This is a genomic window from Pseudomonas sp. MYb118 (assembly GCF_040947875.1).
Lineage (GTDB): Bacteria > Pseudomonadota > Gammaproteobacteria > Pseudomonadales > Pseudomonadaceae > Aquipseudomonas.
The window spans coordinates 117,169-140,443 of sequence record NZ_JBFRXN010000002.1 but is presented as its reverse complement, the minus strand read 5'-3'; the positions used below and the strand labels follow the sequence as shown (position 1 = coordinate 140,443).

The following is a 23,275-nucleotide window of genomic DNA, read 5'->3' as shown; positions in this document are numbered from 1 at the left end:
CGGGTGCCTAAGACTGCCGCAATTTCGCCTTACACGCCAGTCGCAGATGCTCGAAAGGCCTGTACTACTGCACCCATCGTTGGAGAATCTGCTGCAAATCCGTACGTTTGAACGGCTTGGCCAGGTAATCGTTCATTCCCGCCGACAGGCAGGTTTCCCGGTCGCCCTGCAAGGCGTTGGCCGTCAGCGCGATGATCGGCAGATCACTGCAGCCGGGCAGTTGGCGAATTTGTCGGGTGGCCTCGTAGCCGTCGATGATCGGCAACCGGCAGTCCATCAGGATCGCATCGAAAATCAGGCTTTCGGCGCTGCGTATCGCCTGGGCGCCGTCCGTGGCGACGCTCACGGTGAACCCCAGGCTGCGCAGCATGGCTTCGATGACGGTCTGGTTGACCGGGTTGTCCTCCACCAGCAGCACATTGTGACCGGCGCCGTCACCCGCGCCGGCGGGGGCGCGGGGCGTCAGCACCGGTAGCGTCTGTTTGTAGCGCGCCAGCGGGATTTCCAGGGTGAACGCCGAGCCGCGACCTTCTTCACTCTGGGCGCGCAACGTGCCGCCCATGCGTTCGGCCAGTGTGCGGGCGATCGGCAGGCCCAGGCCGGTGCCACCGTAGCGGCGGGAAATCGAACTGTCGGCCTGCTGGAAGGCGTTGAACATCGACTCCAGGCTTTCGGCCGGAATGCCGATGCCGCTGTCGCGCACGGTGCAGGTGAACCACAGCAGTTCGTGATCCAGCGATTGCCATTGCGCTTCGATGCTGACGCGGCCCTGCTCGGTGAACTTCAGCGCGTTGCCGACCAGGTTCACCAGGATCTGGCGGATGCGCGTCGGATCGCCCTGAACCTGCAAAGCCTGCATGTCTTGCGGAATCTGCAACGCCAGGTGCAGCCCGCGTTGCGCCGCGCTGTGCTGGAACGACTGGGCGCAACTGCCGATCAGGTCCGCCAGGTTGAACGCAATGTGCTCCAGTTCCAGTTCCGAGCGTTCGATGCGCGAGAAGTCGAGAATGTCGTTGATGACTTTGAGCAGGTGCTCGGTGGACTCCGAGGCCAGCGCCGCGTAATCGACCTGCTCTTCGGTCATCTCGGTGGTTTCCAGCAACTGCAACATGCCGAGCACGCCATTCATCGGTGTGCGCAACTCGTGGCTCATCATCGCCAGGAAATCGGATTTGGCGTTGTTGGCCTTTTCCGCCTCTTCGCGGGTCTGGATCAGTTGCGCCATGGCCTGATGCTGTTCGCGACTGGCCTGTTCGAGGCCGGCGGCCAGGTTATTGATGTGCTGCGACAGGGCGCCGAGTTCGGCGTCGTCGACAATCGGCAGCGGGGTGGTGTAGTCGCCGCTCTGGATCGCCTTGACCGCATTGCCGATATCGCGGATCGGCTGTGACAGGCTGCCGGCCAGGCGCCGGGCGATCAGGTAGGTGAACAACAGGGCAAACAGCGCAAGGATGCCGGCCTTGAACAGGATTTCCTGCTGGCGCTTGCTGAAGGCGTCGCTGGACAGGCCTACGATCACCCGGCCCAGGTAATCCTCGCCGGGTAGGGTACTGGCGACTTTGCTGCCCTGGAAAAAATCGCTTTGCAGCGCGATCCGTTGCAGCCGCACCGGTGCCTGGAACACTTCGACCTGTTGCGAGCGGTTATGGCTTTCCGCCGGGTGTTCGACGTACACCAGAATCCGGTTGGCACTGTCCTGGATTTCCAGAAAACGCACGTTCGGCGTGGCCAGGGTGGCCTTGAGCAAGCTGTCGAGCACTTCGTTGTTGCCGGAAATCACCCCGTATTCCGCCGCCGGTGCCAGTTGGTTGGCAATCAGTTGGCCGGTGTGGTTGAGCTCCTGGCGCAAATCCTGGATCCGCACGAAGGTGAAGAAACTGATCAACAGCAAGGTCAGCAGCAGGGCCGGGCCGAGGCTGATGATTTGCGTGCGGGTGTTGATGTCCCAACGACGACGGAAAGTCATGGGCGGCTTTCTCCTGCGGCCAACTGTGTTGCGACCAGCGCTTCGTCGATCTGTTCAATCCCCAATGAACGAGCCACTTGCGGGTTGCTCAGGACTTTGAAGTGTTCGGCGTAATGCGCGCGTGGCCAGGTGGCCGGGGGGCGGTCGAGCAGTTCATCGAGTATGGCCAGCCAATCGTTCTGGTCGGAGTAACTGGTGGCGAGGCTGCCGGCCTTGACGAATGCCGCGTTGGGGCCGATCAGTGCAGTTTGTCGCGCGTAGCTGCTGAGCAGCAGGTTTTTCGCGGTCTTGGGGTTGTACAGGTCCGGGTCATCAAGACCCAACAACACGTCGCTTTTTTTCAGCAGGCTCTGTAGCGGGCGGCTGTCATGGATGTTGTCCCAGCGCTCGCTGATGATTTGCAGGCCGAGCGCATCCGCGGTTTGACGCAACTCGCCGAGGAGAAATTCGCTGTGCTGGTCATACAGCACGCCCACCCGTCGGGCTTGAGGCAGCAGGGCGCGGGTCAGCTGCAATTGCCGTTGCGGCGGCGGATCGCTCCACAGCAGGCTCAAGCGTGCGGGCAACGTAGTGCCCAGGCGCTGCCGGGCTTGCAGGCGGCTGATGCGCAGCACCAACGTCGCCGGGCCCTGGGTGTCCTGCAGGCGCCAGTCGAGACTCGGCAGGTCCAGCAGGATCAGGCGGGTCCTGGCGGGTAACTGGCTCGGTGCCGGCAGACTGGCCAGCGGTTGAAAACGTACGGTGTCGCCGGGGCGCAGTTCACCAAGGGCCGTGGCAAACGCGTGAACGCCGGGGCTGTCGTCGGCGCCGGTGAGCACAATGTCTTCGGCACCGGCCGACAGGCTCGCCAGCCAGCCGACCAGCACCAGGTACAATCCGGCGAGCAGGCGGCGAGGGGGTGAGGTCTTGCGGGACAGGCGCGAGTTCATTCAGAACACCAGCTCAGCGCTGAAGTACATCACCCGGCGCTGGTCATAGCGGTTGTCGACGAAGGTGGTGGGCTGGTGATCGAGGCGTTGCTGGAGCACGCCGGCCAGTTCCAGGCTGGCCTTGCCCAGCCGGATGCGTTTGGCGATGCGTGTGTCGACCCGTTCGAAACGATAGCCGTTGAGCGCGTCGTCACCATAATAGAAGAGCGCGCTGTTCCAGCCCTGGCCCCAGTTGCGCAGCCAGCCGGCAGAGCCACTGTTGCGCGCCGTCTGCCAGGCATCGAGCGGGTTGCTCGCCTGGGCATCGACGTAGGCGTAGGTCAGGCGCAACCGATCGGCACTGCTCAGGCGCCAGTCGATCTGGGTTTCCGCGCCGGAGAAGCGCGAGCTGTTGGCGTTGCTGGCGATGTACTGATTGTTGCGCAGAGGCTCGCTGATCATGCCGGTGATCTCGTCGTGGAACACCTTCACGTCCACCGCCAGTCCCCAATCGACGAAAAAGCCGTTGTAACCCAGTTCCCGCGAGCGCATGCGTTCCTTGTCGAGGTCGCCGGGGCCGCGGGTCCTGACGAAATAGCGGGCGCTGCCTTGGCCGTAGGCCGCGGGCTGCAGGTTGGTCACCCGGTAGCTCCAGTTGACGTTGTTCTCGAACATGTCCGGCGAACGGATCGCTTCCGAATACACCGCGCGCAGGCCGTGACGCGGGTTGATCAGGTAGTTGACCGCCATTCGCGGCGTCAGCGAACTGCCTGTCAGCCGGGTGTCCTCGAACATGGCGCCGCCCTGTAACAGCCAGTGCTCGGTGGCGCGCCACTCGAGCTGGCCGAAAGTGCGCCAGGTGGTGTCATCGAACTTGCCATTGAAATACGTCTCGGAATCGGCCCGGTCGTAACGATAGTTCACGCCACTGACCAGCCGCAGGCTGTCGGACAGGCTGAGGGTGTCCTGCAGTTCGAGGTCGTAGCGCGACTCGCGGATGCTCTGGTCGATATCCCCGCACAGGGTTTGCCCGGCACCGGCGCGCCACTGGTCCAGCACATTGTTGGCCAGGGCCTGTTCCGCCGCGGTTCCGGCCGGTGCGCCGGCACCCAGGTAGCGCGGCATGTTGCGTGCCAGGCGTTCGGTGTAGTTCGGGTTGAGCTGCCAGAGTTCGGCCAGTTCGGGACTGAACGAAACCTCGGCGTCGCAGGCGCGCCACGTCTGCTGGCGGTCCCAATGCTGGGCCGAACCCTGGATATAAAGGCTGTGCTCGGGACTGATGTCGAGGTTCCAGCGCAGGGAGCCGGCGTAATCCTTGGCATTGACGTCAGAGTTGTTACCGGCAGCAGTAATTCCCGAAAACACCGGGCGGTAGGTGTAAGGCCGCTGATTACTGCCTTCCTTGGCGTTGAATTGCCAATCCAGGCTTTGCCACTCGTCGAGTACCTGGCTGATCGCCAGATTGATCCGGTTCAGCCGGCGACTGTCGCGGTAATCGGCACCGCGACGGTCGGAATCGAAGCCATCATCCTGCTGGCCGGACACCGACAGGCGCAGGTCGCCGCTGTCCCAGCCCACGCCCTGGCTGGCGTAGAAGTCGTCGATACCGCGCTGGCCGCGGGTGACTTTCAGGCGCGTGCCGAGGCTGTCAGCCGGGTTGCGGGTGATGATGTTGACCACCGCCATCAGCGCATTGGCGCCATAGCTGACGGTATTCGGGCCGCGGAACACCTCGATGCGCTCGATGTCTTCCATGGCCACCGGGATATCGCTCCAGTCCACCGTGGCCAGGCCGGCGCGGTACACCGAGCGGCCGTCAATCAGCACTTGCAGGCGCCGCGCGTCGCTGGCGTTGGTGCCGTGGTAATTCACCGTGGGCTGATTGCCGGTGATGTTGCCGACCATCATGCCCGGCACCAGACGTAACAATTCGCTGATGTCGCGGGCGCCACTGCTGTTGATCAGTTCGCTGTCGATCACCGTCATGCTGCCGGGCACAGCGGCCGGCGACTGTTTCAGGCGGGTGGCGGTCAACACCTGGGGCAGCGGTTCGCTGTCTGCGAACAGGTCTTCGGCCAGCAGCGGCGGGCTGAAGAGCAAGGCCAGGACCAGGGGCGAACGAGATGAAACAGGGCCAAACGACACGACACATCCTTGATAGCGAATCACTGGCGCGCATGTTAACCGAGACGATCGACTTTTCCAGTCACGATGACCGCATTTTCCTCGCAATTATTGGTCTTCTTCTGACAAGTGCCGGTAATTGACGCGGGGGCTGTCCGTCACTGGGCCGCTCCGTATAATGCCGGGCATCGCCACTGGTATGGATTAACGGATTGCATATGACTGAACAGCGCCCGATTGCGGTCCTGGGAGGCGGAAGTTTTGGTACCGCCGTGGCTAACCTGCTGGCCGAGAACGGACATCAGGTCCGTCTGTGGATGCGTGACCCCGAGCAGGCCAAGGCCATTGCGGTCAATCGCGAGAACCCGCGCTACCTCAAGGGCATCAAGGTGCTGGCGGCCGTGGAGCCGACCACCGACCTTCTGGCCACGCTGCAGGGCAGTGAGCTGTGCTTCGTCGCGCTGCCGTCCAGCGCGTTGCGTTCGGTGCTCGCCCCCCACGCGCAGCTGCTGAGCGGCAAGATGCTGGTGAGCCTGACCAAAGGTATCGAAGCCCACACCTTCAAACTGATGAGCGAGATCCTCGAAGAGATCGCTCCGCAGGCGCGCATCGGCGTGCTGTCCGGGCCCAACCTGGCCCGTGAAGTCGCCGAGCATGCGTTGACCGCCACCGTGGTCGCCAGCGAAGACGAAGAACTCTGCCAGAAGGTCCAGGCCGCTCTGCATGGCCGTACTTTCCGTGTGTACGCCAGCGCCGACCGTTTTGGCGTGGAACTGGGCGGGGCACTGAAAAACGTCTACGCGATCATCGCCGGCATGGCGGTGGCTTTGGGCATGGGCGAAAACACCAAGAGCATGCTGATCACCCGGGCCCTCGCGGAAATGACCCGTTTTGCCGTGAATCAGGGGGCCAACCCGATGACCTTCCTCGGGCTGGCTGGCGTCGGTGACCTGATCGTCACCTGTTCCTCGCCCAAGAGTCGCAACTATCAGGTCGGGTTCGCCCTCGGTCAGGGCTTGAGCCTGGATGAAGCCGTGACGCGCCTGGGCGAAGTCGCCGAAGGCGTGAACACCCTCAAAGTGCTCAAGGCGAAGGCCCAGGAAGTGGGGGTGTACATGCCGCTGGTCGCCGGGCTGCACGCCATCCTGTTCGAAGGGCGCACGCTCAATCAGGTGATTGAACTGCTGATGCGTGGCGAACCCAAGACCGACGTCGATTTCATTTCCACCAGCGGTTTCAACTGATCACGCTTTAGACAAGGGCAGGGCATTGCGCATGAACGATCCGAAAACAGAAGCCAAATACGAGTCCATCCTGCTGCGGGTGTTGTGGATGATCGTCTTCCTGCTGGTCTGGCAGGTGGCGCAGTTCATCCTTGGCGCCGTGGTGCTGGTGCAACTGGTCTATCGTTTGTTTTATGGCGCCCCGAACGCCAGCCTGATGAATTTCGGCGACAGCCTGAGCCAGTTCCTGGCCCAGATCGGTCGTTTCGGCACCTTCCACAGCGACCAGAAACCCTGGCCGTTCGCCGACTGGCCGGCGCCGCGTGCGCCGGAAGGCGAAGCGCCACACACCGTGCCGCCTGCGCCGCATCCGGCCCGAGATGAGGAACCCAAGCTATGAAACTCTGGGTATTGCGTCATGGTGAGGCCGAGCCTTACGGCAAACGTCCGGACTCCGAGCGAGCACTGACCGACCACGGTCGCGAAGAAGTGCTGCGCGCGGCGGCCGAATTGATGGGCAAGCCGATTACAGCCATCTATGCCAGCCCCTACCTGCGTGCGCAGCAAACCGCCGAGATCGTGCGCACCGCCCTGGGTTTCGCGCCGGACATCCGCACCGTCGAATGGCTGACCCCGGACAATCGCCCGCAAAGGGTGGCCGAGCAGCTGGTGTCGGTGGACAACGTGCTGCTGGTCAGCCACAACCCGCTGGTGGGGAACCTGCTGGGCTTCTTGCAGCACGGTCATGTGCAGGAGCCGGAAACCGTGAAGACCGCTGGCCTGGCCGAGCTGGAAGGTGACTTGCCGGTGCCGGGGAGCATGAAGCTGAACGGGATCAAGCACCCTTAAACCTGGGTGCACTGTTCCCCACCCCCTGTGGGAGCGAGCCTGCTCGCGATTGCGGCGTGTCAGGCACCTGCAATGCCGACTGGAGCACCGCCATCGCGAGCAGGCTCGCTCCCACAGTTTTTCGGCGGTGGCTGTTTCAGGCAGTTATGTATCTTTTTGTGAAACAACCAACCAAGCAACCGCTTGGTTGGCTACGCTTGCTCCCAGACAAAAAACAACAAAGGAGCGAGTCGCATGCCTGCTGCTTTTCGTTTGCCGCTGGACGTCTTCTACGAGCGTGAAGCCCGTCATCCCCGTCAGCGCTATCTGGTTCAGCCAGTGGGCGGCGGCAAGGTCGAGACGCTGACCTGGGAAGACGTCGGTCACCAGGCCCGTTGCGCCGCGCACTGGCTGCGGGCACGCGAATTGCCGCCGGGCAGCCACATCGCCCTGATCTCGAAAAACTGCGCCCACTGGATCATCGCCGACCTCGCGATCTGGATGGCCGGGCATGTGTCGGTGCCGCTTTACCCCAACCTTACTGCCGAGTCCGTCGGGCAAGTGCTGCAGCACTCCGAAGCGGCGCTGGCGTTCATCGGCAAGCTCGATGACTGGCCCGCCATGTCCCGTGGGGTCAGCCCCGACCTGCCCACCATCAGCCTGCCGCTGCATCCGCCGGGCGATTTCGCTTTCAGCTGGGCCGACCTGCAAACCTGCTCGCCGATCCAGGACAACCCGACCCCCACCGTCGATCAACTGGCGACCATCATCTACACCTCCGGCACCACCGGCCTGCCCAAGGGGGTGATGCACACCTTTGGCAACCTGGGGTTCGCCACCAGTCGCGGTACGCAGTTGTTCGGTCTCAACGAGGGCGACCGGCTGCTGTCGTACCTGCCGCTATGCCATGTCGCCGAGCGCATGTTCGTCGAACTGGCGTCGATCTATACCGGGCAGACCGTGTTCTTTGCCGAGAGCCTCGACACCTTCCTCACCGACATGCAGCGCGCGCGGCCCACGGCGCTGTTCGGCGTGCCGCGCATCTGGACCAAGTTCCAGATGGGCGTCTACGGCAAGATCCCGGCCAAACGCCTGGATTTCCTCCTGGGCCTGCCCTTCATCGGCAAGCGGGTCGGGCACAAGGTGCTCGCCGGCCTCGGGCTGGATGAGTTGCGGGTGGCCCTGTCCGGCGCGGCCCCGGTGCCGCAGACCCTGCTGCTGTGGTATCGCAAGCTCGGTCTGGACGTGCTGGAGGTGTACGGCATGACCGAAAGCTGCGGGTATTCGCACATCGGTCGGCCCGGCGAATACAAGAGCGGCTGGATCGGCAGGCCGTGCCCGGAAGTGGAAGTGAAGATCGACGAATCCGGCGAGGTGCTGGTACGCAGCGGCGCGACCATGCTCGGCTATTTCAAGGAGCCGCAGAAAACCGCCGAGACCATCACCGAGGACGGCTTCCTGCGCACCGGTGACAAGGGCGAACAGGACGCCGACGGCAACCTGCGCCTGACCGGGCGTCTCAAGGAAATCTTCAAGACCAGCAAAGGCAAGTACGTGGCACCGGCCCCGATCGAAAACCGCCTGGCGGTGCATTCGCGGATCGAGCAGGTCTGCGTGGTCGGTGACGGCCTGATCGCGCCGCTGGGCTTGTGCGTGCTCTCGGCGGTCGGCCAGCAGGACGCCGATGGCGCCGCACGGGCGGGCCTGCATTCGAGCCTGGAAAAACTGCTGGAGGAGGTCAACGGTGTGCTCGACAAACACGAGCGTCTGCGCCGGCTGGTGGTGGTCAAGGACAGCTGGGCGGTGGAAAACGGTTTCCTCACGCCGACCCTGAAGATCAAGCGCAACGTGATCGAAGCGGCGTACGGGGCGCGGTTCGAAGAATGGAGCGAGCACAGCGACGCGGTGCTGTGGCAGGATTGAGGCACGAACAAAACCAATAAAGGATGCCTGCGATGAGTTTGTGGCGTACCACTCCGAACATCGAACAGTTGAACGCAATTCAGAAAAACACCATTGGCGAGGTGCTGGACATCCGCTTCGAATCCTTCGATGACGAGTCCCTGACCGCCAGCATGGTCATCGACCACCGCACTCACCAGCCTTATGGCCTGCTGCACGGTGGCGCTTCCGTGGTGCTGGCCGAGTCCGTCGGTTCCATGGCCAGTTACCTGTGCATCGACGCCAGCAAGTTCTATTGCGTGGGCCTGGAAATCAACGCCAACCATTTGCGCGGCCTGCGCAGCGGGCGGGTGACCGCAGTGGCCAAGGCCATTCACCTCGGGCGTACCACCCACGTCTGGGACATTCGCCTGACCAGCGATGAAGGCAAGGCCAGTTGCGTGTCGCGCCTGACCATGGCGGTGGTGCCCCTGGGCGAGAACCCGCCCGGACGCTGATTGCAGGCGGCCCCGCTATCAGCCTGACCGGACTGTCATCATTCCTGGCAGTTACGGTCATTGCTGCTGGCCGCTGTCTTGCGGACAATCGACACCTGTCTTTGCCTATGGATTTGCCGGTATGTCGCAGCAGATATTTTTCGCCCACGCCAATGGATTCCCGTCGGGGACCTACGGCAAGTTGTTCGCGGCGTTGGCGCCCGAGTATCAGGTCGCGCATTTGCAGCAGCATGCCCATGACCCGCGTTTCCCGGCGGACGACAACTGGAACAACCTGGTCGATGAGCTGATTCACCACCTCGAACAACAGGCGCAGCCGGTGTGGGGCGTGGGGCATTCCTTCGGTGGCGTGCTGCACCTGCACGCCGCATTGCGTTGCCCGAAGCTGTATCGCGGCGTGGTGATGCTCGACTCGCCGGTGCTGACCCTTGCTGATCAGTGGGTCATCCGCGCGGCCAAGCGTTTTGGTTTCATCGACCGCCTGACGCCGGCGGGGCGTACGCTGGGGCGCAAGGAAGAATTCGCCGACCTCGACAGCGCCCGCCGTTATTTCGCCGGCAAAACCCTGTTCCGTGGTTTTGACCCGGACTGCTTCGATGCTTACCTGCAACACGGCCTGGAGCAGGTCGGCGACAAGTTGCGCCTGCGTTTCGACCCGGCCACGGAAATCAGCATCTACCGTGGCGTGCCCCACACCAGCCCAGGTCGCGCACGACACTTGAAAGTGCCACTGGCGGTGGTGCGCGGGCACGACAGCCGCGTGGTCATGCGTCATCACGCCAGTTCCGTCGGGCGCCTGCCGCTGGGTGAATCCCTGAGCATGCCCGGCGGGCACATGTTCCCCCTCGAACGCCCGCAGGATACCGCCATCCTGCTCAAGGACCTGTTCAGTCGCTGGGATGGTCGTCGCCAGCAGGATTGCGCATGAGCCCGGTGGTTGAGGAAGTCCGCCTGAGCCTGCCGCACATCGAGCTGGCCGCGCATCTGTTCGGCCCCGAGGACGGCTTGCCGGTGATCGCCCTGCATGGCTGGCTGGACAACGCCAACAGCTTTGCCCGCCTGGCGCCGAAGCTCGACGGGTTGCGCGTGATTGCCCTGGACATGGCCGGCCATGGCCATTCCGGACATCGTCCGGTCGGTGCCGGTTATGCTTTGTGGGACTACGCCCATGACGTCTTGCAAGTGGCCGAACAACTGGGGTTGAAGCGCTTTGCCCTGCTCGGACACTCCATGGGGGCGATCACCTCGCTGATCATCGCCGGGTCGATGCCGGAGCGCGTGACCCATCTGGCCCTGATCGACGGCATCATCCCGCCGACCGACAAAGGCGAGAACGCCGCCGAGCGCATGGGCATGGCCCTGCAGGCGCAACTGGACCTGCGCGAGAAACGCAAACCGGTGTATGCCACCCTCGACCGCGCCGTTGAAGCCCGCATGAAAGGCCTGGTGGCGGTCAGTCGCGAAGCCGCCGAACTGCTGGCCCAGCGCGGCCTGGTGCCGGTGCAGGGCGGTTACACCTGGCGCACCGACAGCCGCCTGACGCTGCCATCGCCCTTGCGCCTGACCACGGAACAGGCGATGGCTTTCGTCCAGCGGGTCAGTTGCCCGGCGCGGCTGATCGTCGCTGCCGATGGCATGCTGGCCAAACACCCGGAGCTGCTGGAGCGTCTACCCTTCAGCCATGAGCAGTTGCCGGGCGGTCATCATCTGCACCTGAACGACGAGTCCGGGGCCGCTCTTGTAGCAGACTGTTTCAATCGGTTCTTCGCCATTCCTTGACTTGCGTCGGGCAACTGTCGAGGCTGGTCGGGTTGAATGGGGAGACAACCATGAAAGATCTCTACACCGAGGGTGCCCGGGCGATGCTGATCCGATGAGCCTGTCCATACGTTCACTCAGTCTGCTGGCGCTGTGCTGTTTCAGTCCTCTGTCATTTTCCGCCGATGTGCCGGGCAGTCAGGACCTGCCGATCGTGCCGCGCATGATCGACTCGCAGATCGTCGACTATCGCCCGGCGACCGAAATGGAGCGCATCTACCCGATGGGCTCGATTCGCAAGATCAGCGGCCAGTTGCGCTTTGACGGCCAGGTCAACGCCCGCGGGCAAACCACCTCGGTGACCTACGAGCTGCCCGCGGAGCAGACCTCTAACGCGGCCTTCACTGGCGCCCGCGAGGCCTTGCAAAAGCAGGACGCGCAGTTGCTGTTCTGGTGCCAGGCCCGTGATTGCGGGGAAAGCAGCCTGTGGGCCAATGAAGTCTTCGGCAACGCCAAGCTCTATGGTTCCGATGACCAGCAGGCGTACCTGTTGCTGCGTCTGGCGGCACCGAACGACAACACGCTGGTGGCGCTGTACGGCATCACCCGCGGCAATCGCAAAGCCTACCTGCATGTCGAGCAGTTCACCGCAGGCGCGCCACTGGGGGAGTTGCTGCCGACCTCCGCGACCTTGTTGCGTGAGCTCAGGAGCACTGGTGAGCTCGACTTCCCGACACTCACCGATGCCCCCGACGAGACCTGGCTGCGCCTGCTGTCCCGTGGCCTGAACCTGGACACGGGCCTGCGGGTGAGCGTGTCCGGGCCGAATGCCGAAGCCTGGCGCCAGGCGCTGATTGGCCAGGGCGTACGCGCCGCGCGTCTGGAGACCGGTAGCGTCGAAGGCTCTAACCTGCGCATCGAACTGTTGCGATAAGCTGTACCGGGCGAGCGCGCTGGCCGCGTTCGCCTACTCTTGTGCAGATGGACTTTTCTCGAGATTCGGATGATCAATAACGATCGGCTGTTGGTGCAGATCCTGCTCCTGGTGTTGTTTGGTGCGAGCGTCTGGGTGATGGCGCCGTTCTGGTCGGCGTTGTTCTGGGGCGCGGTGCTGGCCTTTGCCAGCTGGCCGTTGATGGTGCTGCTGACCCGCTGGCTCAGGGGCCGTGAAACCCTGGCGGCCTCGGTGCTGACCCTGGGCTGGATATTGCTGGTGGCGTTGCCGCTGGTGTGGCTGGGGTTCAACCTGGCCGACCATGTGCGCGATGCCACGGCGTTCATCAAGGATGTGCAGATGGACGGCCTGCCCGAGGCGCCAAGCTGGCTGGGCGGCATTCCGCTGGTGGGCGAACGGCTGGTGGTGATCTGGAACAGCATCGACCAGCAGGGCGCGGCGCTGATGGTGTCGCTCAAGCCTTACCTGGGGCAGGTCGGCAACTGGCTGCTGGCGCGCAGCGCACAGATTGGCGGGGGCATTCTGGAGCTGACGCTGAGCATCGTCTTCGTGTTCTTCTTCTACCGCGACGGCCCGCGCCTGGCGGCCTTCGTCCACACGCTGTTGCAGCGCTTGATCGGTGACCGCGCCGGTTATTACATCGAATTGGTGGCGGGCACGGTGCAACGGGTGGTGAACGGGGTGATCGGCACGGCGGCGGCCCAGGCGATCCTGGCGCTGATCGGCTTCCTGATTGCCGGCGTACCCGGCGCGCTGGTGCTGGGTATCGTCACCTTCCTGCTCAGCCTGATCCCCATGGGACCGCCGCTGGTATGGATCCCGGCCACCGCCTGGCTGGCCTGGAAAGGCGAGTACGGGATGGCGGTGTTCCTCGGCATCTGGGGGACGTTCATCATCAGCGGCGTCGACAACGTCCTCAAGCCCTACCTGATCAGCCGGGGCGGCAACCTGCCGCTGGTGATCGTCCTGCTCGGCGTGTTTGGCGGCCTGATCGCATTCGGCTTCATCGGCCTGTTCATCGGCCCGACCTTGCTGGCCGTGGCGTACAGCCTGCTGAACGACTGGAGCAAAAGCCAGGCAAAACCCTGAAAACACCCCCACCCCCTGTAGGAGCGAGCTTGCTCGCGATGGAAGATCAGGCATCGCGGCATGTCAGGCACCCCGCGTCATCGTTAACGACCATCGCGAGCAGGCTCGCTCCCACAGGAGAACGCGACCCCCTGTAGGAGCGAGCTTGCTCGCGATGGCCTCAAGGGCGCCGCAGATTACGTCGCCACGTCGAGGTATTTGCCCACGGTGGCGACGTTGTCGAGCGAATACTGCTTGCTCAGGTTGGCGATCATTTTTTCCAGGGCCTGGGCCACGTTCGCCTGGTTGGTCGAGCTGTCGCTGTCGGTATCGAGCTGGCTGAACAGCGCTTCGCTGGAGGCCTGCTGCGGTGGCGGCGGTGGCGGGGCAAGGCTGGCGGCCAGTTCGTCGTTGCTGACGACCCCGTCCTCGTTCTTGTCCAGGGCGGAAAAGATCTCGCTGCTGTCGGCACTGCTGCCGGCGCTGGTCAGGCCGCTGCTCAGCTCGTCGCTGCTGATGGCGCCGTCACCGTCGGTGTCCAGCGCGCTGATCAGCGCATCGGCCAGTTCGGTATCCGCTGCCTGATCACGGGGAGGTGGCGGTGGTGGCGCCATCGCCGCCATTTCTTCACTGCTCAGGCTGCCACTTTCATCACTGTCCAGATCGGCAAAGTTTTTGCTCAGGCTGACCAGCAAGCCGTCATCGGACTTCTGCGACAGGGCGCTTTGCAGCTCGTCCTGATCCACGGTGCCGTCGCTGTTGCTGTCGAGTTTGCTAAACAGATCTTTCTGGAACTGCTGGCTGCGGGTGTTACTGATACTGCTGACGCTGCTGGTATAGCTCGTGTAGTTGCTCACGCTACCGATCATCGGGCTCACTCCCTGGAATGGAAAACCGGCGGGTGCACCGGCTTGTGCAGCCTCGGGGAGCCGTTTGTCGTGGGTATATGAGATTTGTACCGATGCTCACACACACGGACAATTGTGGGAGCGGGCTTGCTCGCGAAGGCGGTGCATCAGTCAACTTATTCGCAGGCTGACACACCGCATTCGCGAGCAAGCCCGCTCCCACAGGGTGCGCCGTAAGGCTCAAGATCTCGGCAAGCGAATCACCGCGGTCAAACCACCACCCGGTGTCTCATGCAGGGTCAAGTGCCCGCCCATCCGTTCGGCGGCCTCGCGGGCGATGGTCATGCCCAGGCCGACACCCCCGGAGTTGCGGTTGCGCGAGCCTTCCAGGCGGAAGAACGGTTCGAACACCGCTTCGCGTTTGTCTTCGGCGATCCCCGGCCCGTGGTCGATGACCCGGATCATCAGCCGTTCGCGGCTGTCCTCAAGCTCGATCCGCGCCTGACCGGCATAGCGCAGGGCGTTGTCCATCAGGTTATTGATGCACGAGCGCAGGGCCATCGGTTGCACTTGCAACGGTGCGCAATGTCCGCTGGCCTGGACATCGGCACCCTGATCCTGGGCGTTTTCACTCAGGGACTCGACCAGCGCCTGCACGTCCATCCATTGCGGGGCTTCGCTGGTGCGCTGCTCGTGCAGATAGGTGAGGGTGGCGTCGAGCATGCTGATCATGTCGTCCAGATCCTGGCGCATCTGGCCTTGCAGTTTGTCGTCGTCGATCTGTTCCAGGCGCAACTTGAGCCGTGACAGCGGTGTGCGCAGGTCGTGGGAGACCGCGCCGAGCATGCGCGAGCGTTGCTGCACCTGTTCGATGATGCGTTTTTGCATCAGGTTGAACGTGGACGCCGCTTGCCTGGCCTCCCGTGGACCGGACTCGTCCAGCGGCGGGCTGTCGAGGTCTTCGCTCAGGCGCTCGGCGGCGTCGCTCAGGCGCTGGATCGGCCGGCTGAGCAGTTTGGCGCCGTACCAGGCGGCAATGATCAGCGTGACCAACTGGAACGTCAGCGGCACCAGCGGCCCGCCGAACCAGGGGCGTGGCGGGCGGTGTTCGAAGCGCGGGTCCGGCCTGCCATCCGGGCCTTGGGTGAATTCGGGCGGCGGCGGTGGGGGCGGCGGACCGTAATGATGGAACCAGGCAAATGCCAGCAGGTGCGCCAGGATGATCGCTACCAGCAGCACGCCAAACAGGCGGCCGAACAGCGTATCGAAGCGCGCTCGCATCAGCCGATATCCCGGGCGTCGAACAGGTAGCCTTCGCCGCGAACGGTCTTGATCAGTTGAGGGGCTTTCGGGTCGTCACCGAGTTTCTGGCGCAGGCGCGAGACCAGCAGGTCAATGCTGCGGTCAAAGGCTTCGATCGAACGACCCCGGGCCGCGTCCAGCAGTTGTTCGCGGCTGAGCACCCGACGCGGGCGCTCGATGAACACCCAAAGCAGGCGAAACTCGGCGTTGGACAACGGCACCACCAGGCCGTCGGCCGCGATCAACTGGCGCAGCACGCTGTTCAGGCGCCAGTTGTCGAAGCGCACATTGGCGCGCTGTTCGGTGCGGTCGTCGCGCACCCGGCGCAGGATGGTCTGGATCCGTGCCACCAGTTCCCGGGGCTCGAACGGTTTGGCCATGTAATCGTCGGCGCCCAGTTCCAGGCCGATGATCCGGTCGGTGGGTTCGCAACGGGCGGTCAGCATCAGGATCGGGATATCCGACTCGGCGCGCAGCCAGCGGCACAACGACAGGCCGTCTTCGCCGGGCAGCATCAGATCGAGCACCACCACATCGAAATGTTCTGCCTGCAAGGCCTGGCGCATGGCCGCGCCATCGGTGACGCCGCTGGCGTGGATGTTGAACCGGGCCAGGTAGTCGATCATCAGTTCACGGATCGGGACGTCATCGTCGACGATCAGCGCGCGAATGCTCCAGCGTCTGTCGTCGCCGGGCGCTTTTTGATCGTCGTTCAAGGGGGCTTGGGTGCTGTGCATGCGTGCGTTCATCTGCCAGGGAGGCTGCCAACCACAAAGATGGGCTGCGAGGTTGTGGTTCCAGCATAGGCGTCCGGCCCGAGGGCGGGAAGTGCTGTAAGGACGTGTTGCGGCTGCCGAGGGTAGCGGGCAAGGATGTTGTGGGCGTGTCGTGAGTGTATCGGTCTCGACACAATTGGCCAAAGGGCTAAGCTTGGCGGGGCTCGCGTGATGTTTTACCGATCATCGGGTCCCGCAGCCGCGCAGGTTCCGCTACAATGCGCGCCGATTTCGTCCTGCCTGAGAGCCCGCACATGTCCGCCTGCCAGACTCCTATCATCGTCGCCCTGGATTTCCCTACCCGTGACGCCGCGTTGAAGCTGGCCGACCAGTTGGACCCGAAACTGTGCCGGGTCAAAGTCGGCAAGGAACTGTTCACCAGTTGCGCCGCGGAAATCGTCGGCACCCTGCGTGACAAGGGTTTCGAAGTGTTCCTGGACCTCAAGTTCCACGACATTCCCAATACCACCGCGATGGCAGTCAAGGCGGCGGCGGAGATGGGCGTGTGGATGGTCAACGTGCATTGCTCCGGTGGCCTGCGCATGATGGCGGCCTGCCGTGAAGAGCTGTCCAAGCGCAGCGGGCCGCAACCGCTGTTGATCGGCGTGACCGTGCTGACCAGCATGGAGCGTGAAGACCTGGCCGGCATCGGCCTGGACATCGAACCGCAGGAGCAGGTACTGCGCCTGGCGGCCCTGGCGGAAAAAGCCGGGATGGACGGCCTGGTGTGCTCGGCGCTGGAAGCCCAGGCGCTGAAATCGGCTCACCCATCGCTGCAACTGGTGACCCCGGGGATTCGTCCGGCGGGCAGCGCCCAGGACGACCAACGCCGCATCCTCACCCCGCGCCAGGCGCTGGACGCCGGTTCCGATTACCTGGTGATCGGCCGCCCGATCAGCCAGGCGGCAGATCCGGCCAAGGCGCTGGCAGCGGTGGTTGCAGAGCTGGCCTGACGCCATAACCCCCTGTAGGAGCGAGCTTGCTCGCGATGGCGATGTATCAGATGACAGATAAGTCGACTGACATACCGCCATCGCGAGCAAGCTCGCTCCTACAGGGGTGTGATTAATCCGGGTGCCGGATCACACCTTCAACACCAACTTCCCGAAATTCTCCCCGCTGAACAATTTCATCAGCGTCTCGGGGAAGGTCTCCAGTCCTTCGACGATGTCTTCCTTGCTCTTGAGCTGCCCCTGGGCCATCCAACCGGCCATTTCCTGGCCGGCGGCGGCGAACTGGGCGGCGTAGTCCATCACCACGAAGCCTTCCATCCGCGCGCGATTGACCAGCAGTGCCAGATAGTTGGCCGGGCCCTTGACCGCTTCCTTGTTGTTGTACTGGCTGATGGCACCGCAGATCACCACCCGCGCCTTCATGTTCAGGCGGGTCAGCACGGCGTCGAGGATGTCACCGCCGACGTTGTCGAAATACACGTCGACGCCTTTCGGGCACTCGCGCTTGAGGCCGGCGAGCACGTCTTCGCTCTTGTAGTCGATGGCGCCGTCGAAACCCAGCTCTTCGACCAGGAACCTGCATTTATCCGCGCCACCGGCAATGCCAACGACCCGGCACCCCTTTATCTTGGCAATCTGCCCGGCAATGCTGCCGACCGCACCCGCCGCGCCGGACAGCACCACGGTGTCGCCGGCCTTGGGCGCGCCGACGTCGAGCAGGGCGAAGTAGGCGGTCATCCCGGTCATGCCCAGTGCGGAGAGGTAACGCGGCAGTGGCGCCAGTTTCGGATCGACCTTATAGAAACCGCGCGGCTCTCCGAGGAAGTAATCCTGCACGCCCAGGGCGCCATTGACGTAGTCCCCGACCGCAAACCCCGGGTTGTTCGACGCCACGACCTTGCCCACGCCCAGGGCGCGCATGACTTCGCCGATACCCACCGGCGGGATATAGGACTTGCCCTCGTTCATCCAGCCGCGCATGGCCGGGTCCAGGGACAGGTATTCGTTCTTGACCAGGATCTGACCCGCGGCGGGCTCGCCCACCGGCACCTCCTGATAGGTGAACGTCTCACGGGTAGCCGCGCCCACCGGACGTTTGGCGAGCAGGAACTGACGATTGGTCTGGGAAGTCATGACAGGCACTCAACGGTGAATGAAGCCTTTGTGATAGCCCGCCCGCGCCAATGCCGCAAGTTTGGCTGATGCGGCGAATGCAGCTTGATCCAGTGTGGTGATAGTTGGGGTGCAGGTTTCATCACTGCCAGTCATGGGCGCACAACCGGCCCTCTGATAGTGCTGCCGCGAAGGCAGTGCCTGTGGCTAGACTGGCTTCACGCATTCATCACTTCGAGGACCACACAATGAGCATGACGTTTTCCGGCCAGGTCGCTGTTGTCACGGGCGCCGCCAACGGTATCGGTCGGGCGACCGCCCAGGCGTTCGCGGCCGAGGGCCTCAAAGTGGTGGTGGCCGACATGGACACCGCAGGGGGCGAAGGCACCGTGGCGTTGATTCGTACCGCTGGCGGCGAAGCGACCTTCGTACGTTGCAACGTTACCGTGGAAAGCGACGTGAAAAACCTGATGGACGAAGTGGTGAATACCTACGGCCGTCTGGATTACGCCTTCAACAATGCCGGCATCGAAATCGAAAAGGGCAAGCTGGCTGAAGGCACTGCCGACGAGTTCGACGCGATCATGGGCGTCAACGTCAAGGGTGTGTGGCTGTGCATGAAGTATCAGTTGCCGTTGCTGCTGGCCCAGGGCGGCGGCGCGATCGTCAACACCGCTTCGGTGGCAGGCCTGGGGGCCGCGCCGAAGATGAGCATTTATGCGGCGTCCAAGCACGCGGTGATCGGCCTGACCAAATCGGCCGCCATCGAGTACGCCAAGAAGAAAATCCGCGTCAATGCCGTATGCCCCGCCGTGATCGACACCGATATGTTCCGCCGGGCCTATGAAGCCGACCCGAAAAAGGCTGAATTCGCCAACGCCATGCACCCGGTCGGCCGCATCGGCAAGGTCGAGGAAATCGCCAGTGCCGTGCTGTACCTGTGCAGCGATGGCGCCGCCTTCACCACCGGCCATTCGCTGGCGGTGGACGGGGGCGTAACGGCGTTCTGATTTCTCGCTATTTCCCTTCCTCCCCCTGTGGGAGCGAGCCTGCTCGCGATGGGTTCAGTGCATGAAACATTGATGCCAACTGACCCACTGCCATCGCGAGCAGGCTCGCTCCCACAGTCGATGTTCTCTTCGCCATCCCCGGCATTTTTGTTTCAAACAGTTAGAACCGCAGATTTTGGCGGCGTTGTCGCACATCCCATCGAGCACGCCTGTGATTAACTGTTTCGGTCAAACGAACAGGAGTTTGCTTGCTCATGGAATTGAGAATAGATCGACAGGCCCTGGTGCCCGTCGTGCAACAAATTGTCGATGCGCTGGCGTACTGGTTGCGTCAGGGCGACATAGAACCGGGAACGCGCCTGCCCTCCGCCCGGCAAATTGCGCGTACCAACCTGCTCAGCCAGTCCAGCGTGGTCGAGGCGTGTGATCGGCTGGTGGCGCAAGGCGTGCTGGCGTCGCGTCACGGTACTGGCTTTGTCGTCGCCGCGCCGCTGATGACCGCCACCGATGCACTCTGGTTCGAGGGGGTGGAGTCGCAGCCCGTCGTCGCGGCCGCCGAATTGAAGCTGGGGGGCGGCGGCCTGCCGGAGAGCTGGCGTGAGACGGATGACCTGACTTACGCGATTCGCGAGGTCAGTCGAACCGACATGGCCAGCCTGTTCAACTACAGCACGTCGCTGGGCCTGCCTGCACTGCGAGGGCAGATCAGCAAACGCCTGGGCCTGCTCGATATCGCCGCGCAAGACCAGCAAATCATGACCACGGCGGGGGCCAGCCAGGGGCTCGATCTGATCGCGCGGACGCTGTTCAAGCCAGGCGATTGCGTTGTGGTCGAAAGCCCCGGTTATTCCCAGTTGTTCGAGCTGCTCCGGTTGCAGGGCGTCTCGATGCTCGAAGTGCCGCGCACCCCCCGCGGTCCTGATCTTGAAGTGCTCGAGGCATTGCTGCTCGAGAAAAAACCGCGAGCCCTGTTCATCAACAGCTTCTACCACAACCCGACGGGCAGCAATCTGGCGCCCCTGGTGGCGCAGCGGGTCCTGCAACTGAGCAAGCGCCATGGCGTGCAGGTCATCGAGGACGATGTCTACGCAGACCTGCATAGCGGCCCCGGCACGCGGCTGGCGGCCCTGGATGACCAGGTCATCTACGTCGGCAGTTTCTCCAAGACCCTCAGCAGTTCCTTGCGGGTCGGCTTCGTCATGGCCGGTGCCGACGTGATCTCGCGACTGGCCGAGGTCAAGCGCGTCAGCAGTCTCGGGGCTTCCGGGTTTTGCGAGGCGGTGTTGGCTCGCCTGTTGGCCAGCGGCGCCTATCGCAAATTGGTGCTGCGCCTGCGCCAGCGCTTGCGGCATGACCGCGAGGCCGCACTGCAAGCGCTGGAAGACGCCGAGTGGGAGGTCTTCGGCAAGCCCGTGGGCGGCCTGTTCATCTGGGCGCGACCGCGCCAGTCCGACTACGCTCAGTTACGGATCCAGGCACGGCGATTCGGTGTACGGTTGTCATCCTCGACGGCATTCAGCCCAACCGGCCAGGCCAGTGACTGGCAGCGGATCAATGTGGCCTGCGCCTGTGATCCGCGGGCCCGGGCGTTCTTTCAAGCCACGGCTTCGGATCGACCTCAAGCGTTCTGAAAACGACGTTGGCGTAGCTTTTTGCCATTATTCCGACGCCAGAGACTTGTGCTCGCACAGGCCCGTTGCGAATCTGCGCCAACAGACTATGTCAGGGGACTAAGTGCAATGATTTCGGCCGTGCAAGGACGTTTTGCCAACCTCGGTATGGCGAAAAAACTGGGTATCGGATTTGTGCTGGTCCTGTTGTTGACCGCGTTGGTCGCGGCCATCGGTGTCTGGTCCCTGCAAACCATCAGCCAGCGCTTCGACGGGCTCAAGCAGATGTCTTCGCTCAACAGCGGCCTGCTCAAGGTGCGCTTGCTCGAGCAGGAGTACGCCTTGCACGGCAACCCGAAAATCGTCACCGCGCTGCATGAGGGCGTCGATGGTCTGGTCGCCCTGGCCAATCAACTCAAGGCCCAGTCGCCGGCCAATGTGCCGGTGATGAACGATGTCGAGCAGTCCCTGGGCGCTTATCGCCAGGCTTTCGATGAGTTCGTCTCGCTGAGTCAGGCCAAGGACCTGGCGCTGGAGATGGCCAGTTGGTCGGTGTCCAGCGTCGCCAATAACCTGGATGTGCTGCAATCCGGTCTGGCCGATGACGGCGCCTATACCCTGAAGGATTCCGAAGGCAAGGACGGTTCCCAGTTCATCGAACAGGCCAGCCAGGTCAGCCAGGTGTCGCGGTTGATGCTGCAGGCCATGAACGAAGCCCGTGTGCGCCTGGACCAGAGCCGCAAGGGCGACGACAGTGCCCAGGGCAAGATCGAGCAGGCCGACCAGGCGCTGGTTCAGGCCGAGCAACTGAAAACCACGGTCAAGGATGAAGGTTACCTGACGGTGCTGAATGAAGTGGTCGGGCATATCGGCGGTTTCAGCGAAAAACTCGCGGAATACACCGATCTGCTGGCTCAGGAGAAAACCGTTTACGGGCAACTCAATCAGCGGGCGGCAGAAGTGATGGCGCGGGTCGATCAGGCCTATCTCGCCGAAGACCAGTCGATGCAGGCTGAACTGAACAAGAACTCGATGTTGATCATCGGCTCTTCGGCGCTGGCGTTGCTGGTCGGCTTGATCGCGTCGTGGGTCATCACTCGTTTGATTGTCGGGCCGCTGCGCAGGGTGATCGGTGTCGCCCAGCAGATCGCGGCGGGCGATTTGAGTGCCACGGTCGAAGTGACGCGCCGGGACGAAATCGGCCAGTTGATGCAGGCTATGCAGCAGATGGGGGAGGGGCTCAGCAGCATCGTCAGCGGGTTGCAGGCGGGTATCGAGCAACTGGCCAGTTCGGCGCAGTCGCTGTCGGCGGTGACCGAGCAGACCAACCTTGAGGTCAGCAGCCAGAAAGAGGAAACCGAACAGGTCGCCACGGCGATGAATCAGATGACTGCCACCGTGCACGATGTGGCGCGCAATGCGGAGGAAGCGGCGCTGGCTGCGCAGACGGCAGACGACAAGGTCGAAAGTGGCCAGGTGGTGGTGCGCCAGAGCATGGCGCGGATCGAGCAACTGGCGGACTCGGCGTCCTCGGCCAGTGCCAGCATCGAGAGCCTGAGTGCGGAAATCCAGAACATTGGCACGGTGCTTGGTGTGATCAAGAGTGTCGCCGAACAGACCAACCTGCTGGCGCTCAATGCCGCCATCGAGGCGGCGCGGGCCGGTGAGCAGGGCAGGGGCTTCGCGGTGGTTGCCGATGAAGTGCGCGCCCTGGCCCGGCGCACCCAGCAATCGACCGAGGAAATCGAACGGCTGGTCAGCGCCCTGCGCTCGGCGGCGCAGTCGTCGGTGCAGCAGATCCAGAGCAGTGGCGAGTTGGTGAAGCTGGCGGTCAGTGACGCGCTGCAAACCGAGAGCGCCCTGGGCAGCATCGCCTCGGCGGTGTCATTGATCCAGCAGATGAACCAGCAGATTGCGGCGGCGGCCGAGGAGCAAAGCTCGGTGGCCGAAGAGATCAACCGCAGCGTAACCAGCATCCGCGCCAGTGCGGATCAGTCTTCGATGGCGATGCAGGGCAACGCGGCGTCGAGTATCGAGCTGGCGCAGTTGGGGAGTGAGTTGAAGGGGATGGTGGGGCATTTCAGGCTCTAGCCGACACCCCCAACTGTAGGAGCGGGCTTACCCGCGATGGTGGCGCAGGCACCGCGGGCATTCAGACAGCCCACGTTTTCGTTAACGACCATCGCGAGCATGCTCGCTCCTACAGGTCCGGTGGGGCATTTGTAGGAGCGGGCTTGCCCGCGATGGTGGCGCAGGCACCGCGGGCATTCAGACAGCCCACGTTTTCGTTAATGACCATCGCGAGCAAGCTCGCTCCTACAGGTCCGGTGGGGCATTTGTAGGAGCGGGCTTGCCCGCGATGGAGGCCCAGACACCGCGGGCATTCAGACAGCCCACGTTTTCGTTGACGACCATCGCGAGCGAGCTCGCTCCT

General features: G+C 63.4%; 20 protein-coding genes. 13 read left to right on the top strand and 7 right to left on the bottom strand.

Features of this window, described 5'->3' with window-relative positions:
* Nucleotides 1-64: 64 nt before the first annotated feature.
* From ABVN20_RS06445 to ABVN20_RS06435, 3 genes are read right to left on the bottom strand one after another with little or no spacing between them, the layout of a single operon-like run.
* On the bottom strand, nt 65-1,966 hold the full coding sequence (locus ABVN20_RS06445; protein WP_368554702.1) for an ATP-binding protein: 1,902 nt from the start codon (nt 1,964-1,966) through the stop codon (nt 65-67).
* Nucleotides 1,963-2,895, bottom strand: a complete 933-nt coding sequence (locus ABVN20_RS06440; RefSeq protein WP_368554701.1) for an ABC transporter substrate-binding protein — start codon at nt 2,893-2,895, stop codon at nt 1,963-1,965. Before ABVN20_RS06440 ends, ABVN20_RS06445 begins: the two co-directional genes overlap by 4 nt.
* Nucleotides 2,896-5,019, bottom strand: a complete 2,124-nt coding sequence (locus ABVN20_RS06435) for a TonB-dependent receptor plug domain-containing protein (RefSeq protein ID WP_368554700.1) — start codon at nt 5,017-5,019, stop codon at nt 2,896-2,898.
* A gap of 197 nt (nt 5,020-5,216) precedes the next feature.
* Here ABVN20_RS06435 and ABVN20_RS06430 point away from each other — a divergent pair, with 197 nt between their 5' ends.
* The 9 genes from ABVN20_RS06430 (at nt 5,217) to ABVN20_RS06390 (ending at nt 13,250) form a co-directional block, all read left to right on the top strand.
* On the top strand, nt 5,217-6,242 hold the full coding sequence (locus ABVN20_RS06430; protein ID WP_368554699.1) for an NAD(P)H-dependent glycerol-3-phosphate dehydrogenase: 1,026 nt from the start codon (nt 5,217-5,219) through the stop codon (nt 6,240-6,242).
* Nucleotides 6,243-6,273: 31 nt separating this feature from the next.
* The gene (locus ABVN20_RS06425; RefSeq protein WP_368554698.1) at nt 6,274-6,621 is read left to right on the top strand and encodes a DUF4389 domain-containing protein; all 348 of its coding nucleotides are present in this window, start codon (nt 6,274-6,276) and stop codon (nt 6,619-6,621) included.
* Nucleotides 6,618-7,070: a phosphohistidine phosphatase SixA gene (sixA, locus tag ABVN20_RS06420; RefSeq protein WP_368554696.1), complete on the top strand. Its 453-nt coding sequence runs from the start codon at nt 6,618-6,620 to the stop codon at nt 7,068-7,070. Before ABVN20_RS06425 ends, sixA begins: the two co-directional genes overlap by 4 nt.
* A gap of 234 nt (nt 7,071-7,304) precedes the next feature.
* Nucleotides 7,305-8,972, top strand: a complete 1,668-nt coding sequence (locus ABVN20_RS06415; protein WP_368554695.1) for an AMP-binding protein — start codon at nt 7,305-7,307, stop codon at nt 8,970-8,972.
* A 32-nt stretch (nt 8,973-9,004) separates the two neighbouring features.
* Nucleotides 9,005-9,448, top strand: coding sequence for a hotdog fold thioesterase (locus ABVN20_RS06410; protein ID WP_368554694.1), 444 nt, complete (start codon nt 9,005-9,007; stop codon nt 9,446-9,448).
* 121 nt (nt 9,449-9,569) lie between these two features.
* The gene (locus ABVN20_RS06405) at nt 9,570-10,376 is read left to right on the top strand and encodes an alpha/beta fold hydrolase (protein WP_368554693.1); all 807 of its coding nucleotides are present in this window, start codon (nt 9,570-9,572) and stop codon (nt 10,374-10,376) included.
* A complete protein-coding gene (locus tag ABVN20_RS06400) occupies nt 10,373-11,227 on the top strand; it encodes an alpha/beta hydrolase (RefSeq protein ID WP_368554692.1) in 855 nt (284 codons plus the stop codon). Before ABVN20_RS06405 ends, ABVN20_RS06400 begins: the two co-directional genes overlap by 4 nt.
* Nucleotides 11,228-11,333: 106 nt before the next feature.
* Nucleotides 11,334-12,140, top strand: coding sequence for a DUF4892 domain-containing protein (locus ABVN20_RS06395; protein ID WP_368557672.1), 807 nt, complete (start codon nt 11,334-11,336; stop codon nt 12,138-12,140).
* A gap of 69 nt (nt 12,141-12,209) precedes the next feature.
* Nucleotides 12,210-13,250: an AI-2E family transporter gene (locus ABVN20_RS06390; protein WP_368554691.1), complete on the top strand. Its 1,041-nt coding sequence runs from the start codon at nt 12,210-12,212 to the stop codon at nt 13,248-13,250.
* A gap of 176 nt (nt 13,251-13,426) precedes the next feature.
* On the opposite strand, the gene xopAW is transcribed toward ABVN20_RS06390, so the two are convergent.
* The 3 genes from xopAW to ABVN20_RS06375 all read right to left on the bottom strand — a co-directional run bounded on the left by xopAW (nt 13,427) and on the right by ABVN20_RS06375 (nt 16,116).
* Nucleotides 13,427-14,098 carry a XopAW family type III secretion system calcium-binding effector gene (gene xopAW, locus ABVN20_RS06385; protein ID WP_368554690.1) on the bottom strand — a complete coding sequence of 224 codons (672 nt, stop codon included), beginning with the start codon at nt 14,096-14,098 and terminating at the stop codon, nt 13,427-13,429.
* Nucleotides 14,099-14,317: 219 nt separating this feature from the next.
* Entirely contained in the window at nt 14,318-15,358 is a 1,041-nt protein-coding gene (locus tag ABVN20_RS06380) for a sensor histidine kinase (protein ID WP_368554689.1), read from the bottom strand.
* Nucleotides 15,358-16,116 (bottom strand): response regulator, encoded by a 759-nt coding sequence (locus ABVN20_RS06375; protein ID WP_368554688.1) that lies wholly within the window; start codon nt 16,114-16,116, stop codon nt 15,358-15,360. Before ABVN20_RS06375 ends, ABVN20_RS06380 begins: the two co-directional genes overlap by 1 nt.
* Before the next feature lie 293 nt (nt 16,117-16,409).
* On the opposite strand from ABVN20_RS06375, the gene pyrF reads away from it, so the two are divergent.
* On the top strand, nt 16,410-17,108 hold the full coding sequence (gene pyrF / locus ABVN20_RS06370; protein ID WP_368557671.1) for an orotidine-5'-phosphate decarboxylase: 699 nt from the start codon (nt 16,410-16,412) through the stop codon (nt 17,106-17,108).
* 129 nt (nt 17,109-17,237) lie between these two features.
* On the opposite strand, the gene ABVN20_RS06365 is transcribed toward pyrF, so the two are convergent.
* A complete protein-coding gene (locus ABVN20_RS06365) occupies nt 17,238-18,242 on the bottom strand; it encodes an NADP-dependent oxidoreductase (RefSeq protein ID WP_368554687.1) in 1,005 nt (334 codons plus the stop codon).
* 227 nt (nt 18,243-18,469) lie between these two features.
* Here ABVN20_RS06365 and ABVN20_RS06360 point away from each other — a divergent pair, with 227 nt between their 5' ends.
* The 3 genes from ABVN20_RS06360 to ABVN20_RS06350 all read left to right on the top strand — a co-directional run bounded on the left by ABVN20_RS06360 (nt 18,470) and on the right by ABVN20_RS06350 (nt 22,932).
* Nucleotides 18,470-19,231: an SDR family oxidoreductase gene (locus tag ABVN20_RS06360; RefSeq protein WP_368554686.1), complete on the top strand. Its 762-nt coding sequence runs from the start codon at nt 18,470-18,472 to the stop codon at nt 19,229-19,231.
* Between the two features lie 254 nt (nt 19,232-19,485).
* Nucleotides 19,486-20,862: a PLP-dependent aminotransferase family protein gene (locus ABVN20_RS06355; protein WP_368554685.1), complete on the top strand. Its 1,377-nt coding sequence runs from the start codon at nt 19,486-19,488 to the stop codon at nt 20,860-20,862.
* A 108-nt stretch (nt 20,863-20,970) separates the two neighbouring features.
* Complete coding sequence (locus ABVN20_RS06350; RefSeq protein WP_368554684.1) at nt 20,971-22,932, top strand: methyl-accepting chemotaxis protein; 1,962 nt, start codon at nt 20,971-20,973, stop codon at nt 22,930-22,932.
* Nucleotides 22,933-23,275 lie beyond the last annotated feature (343 nt).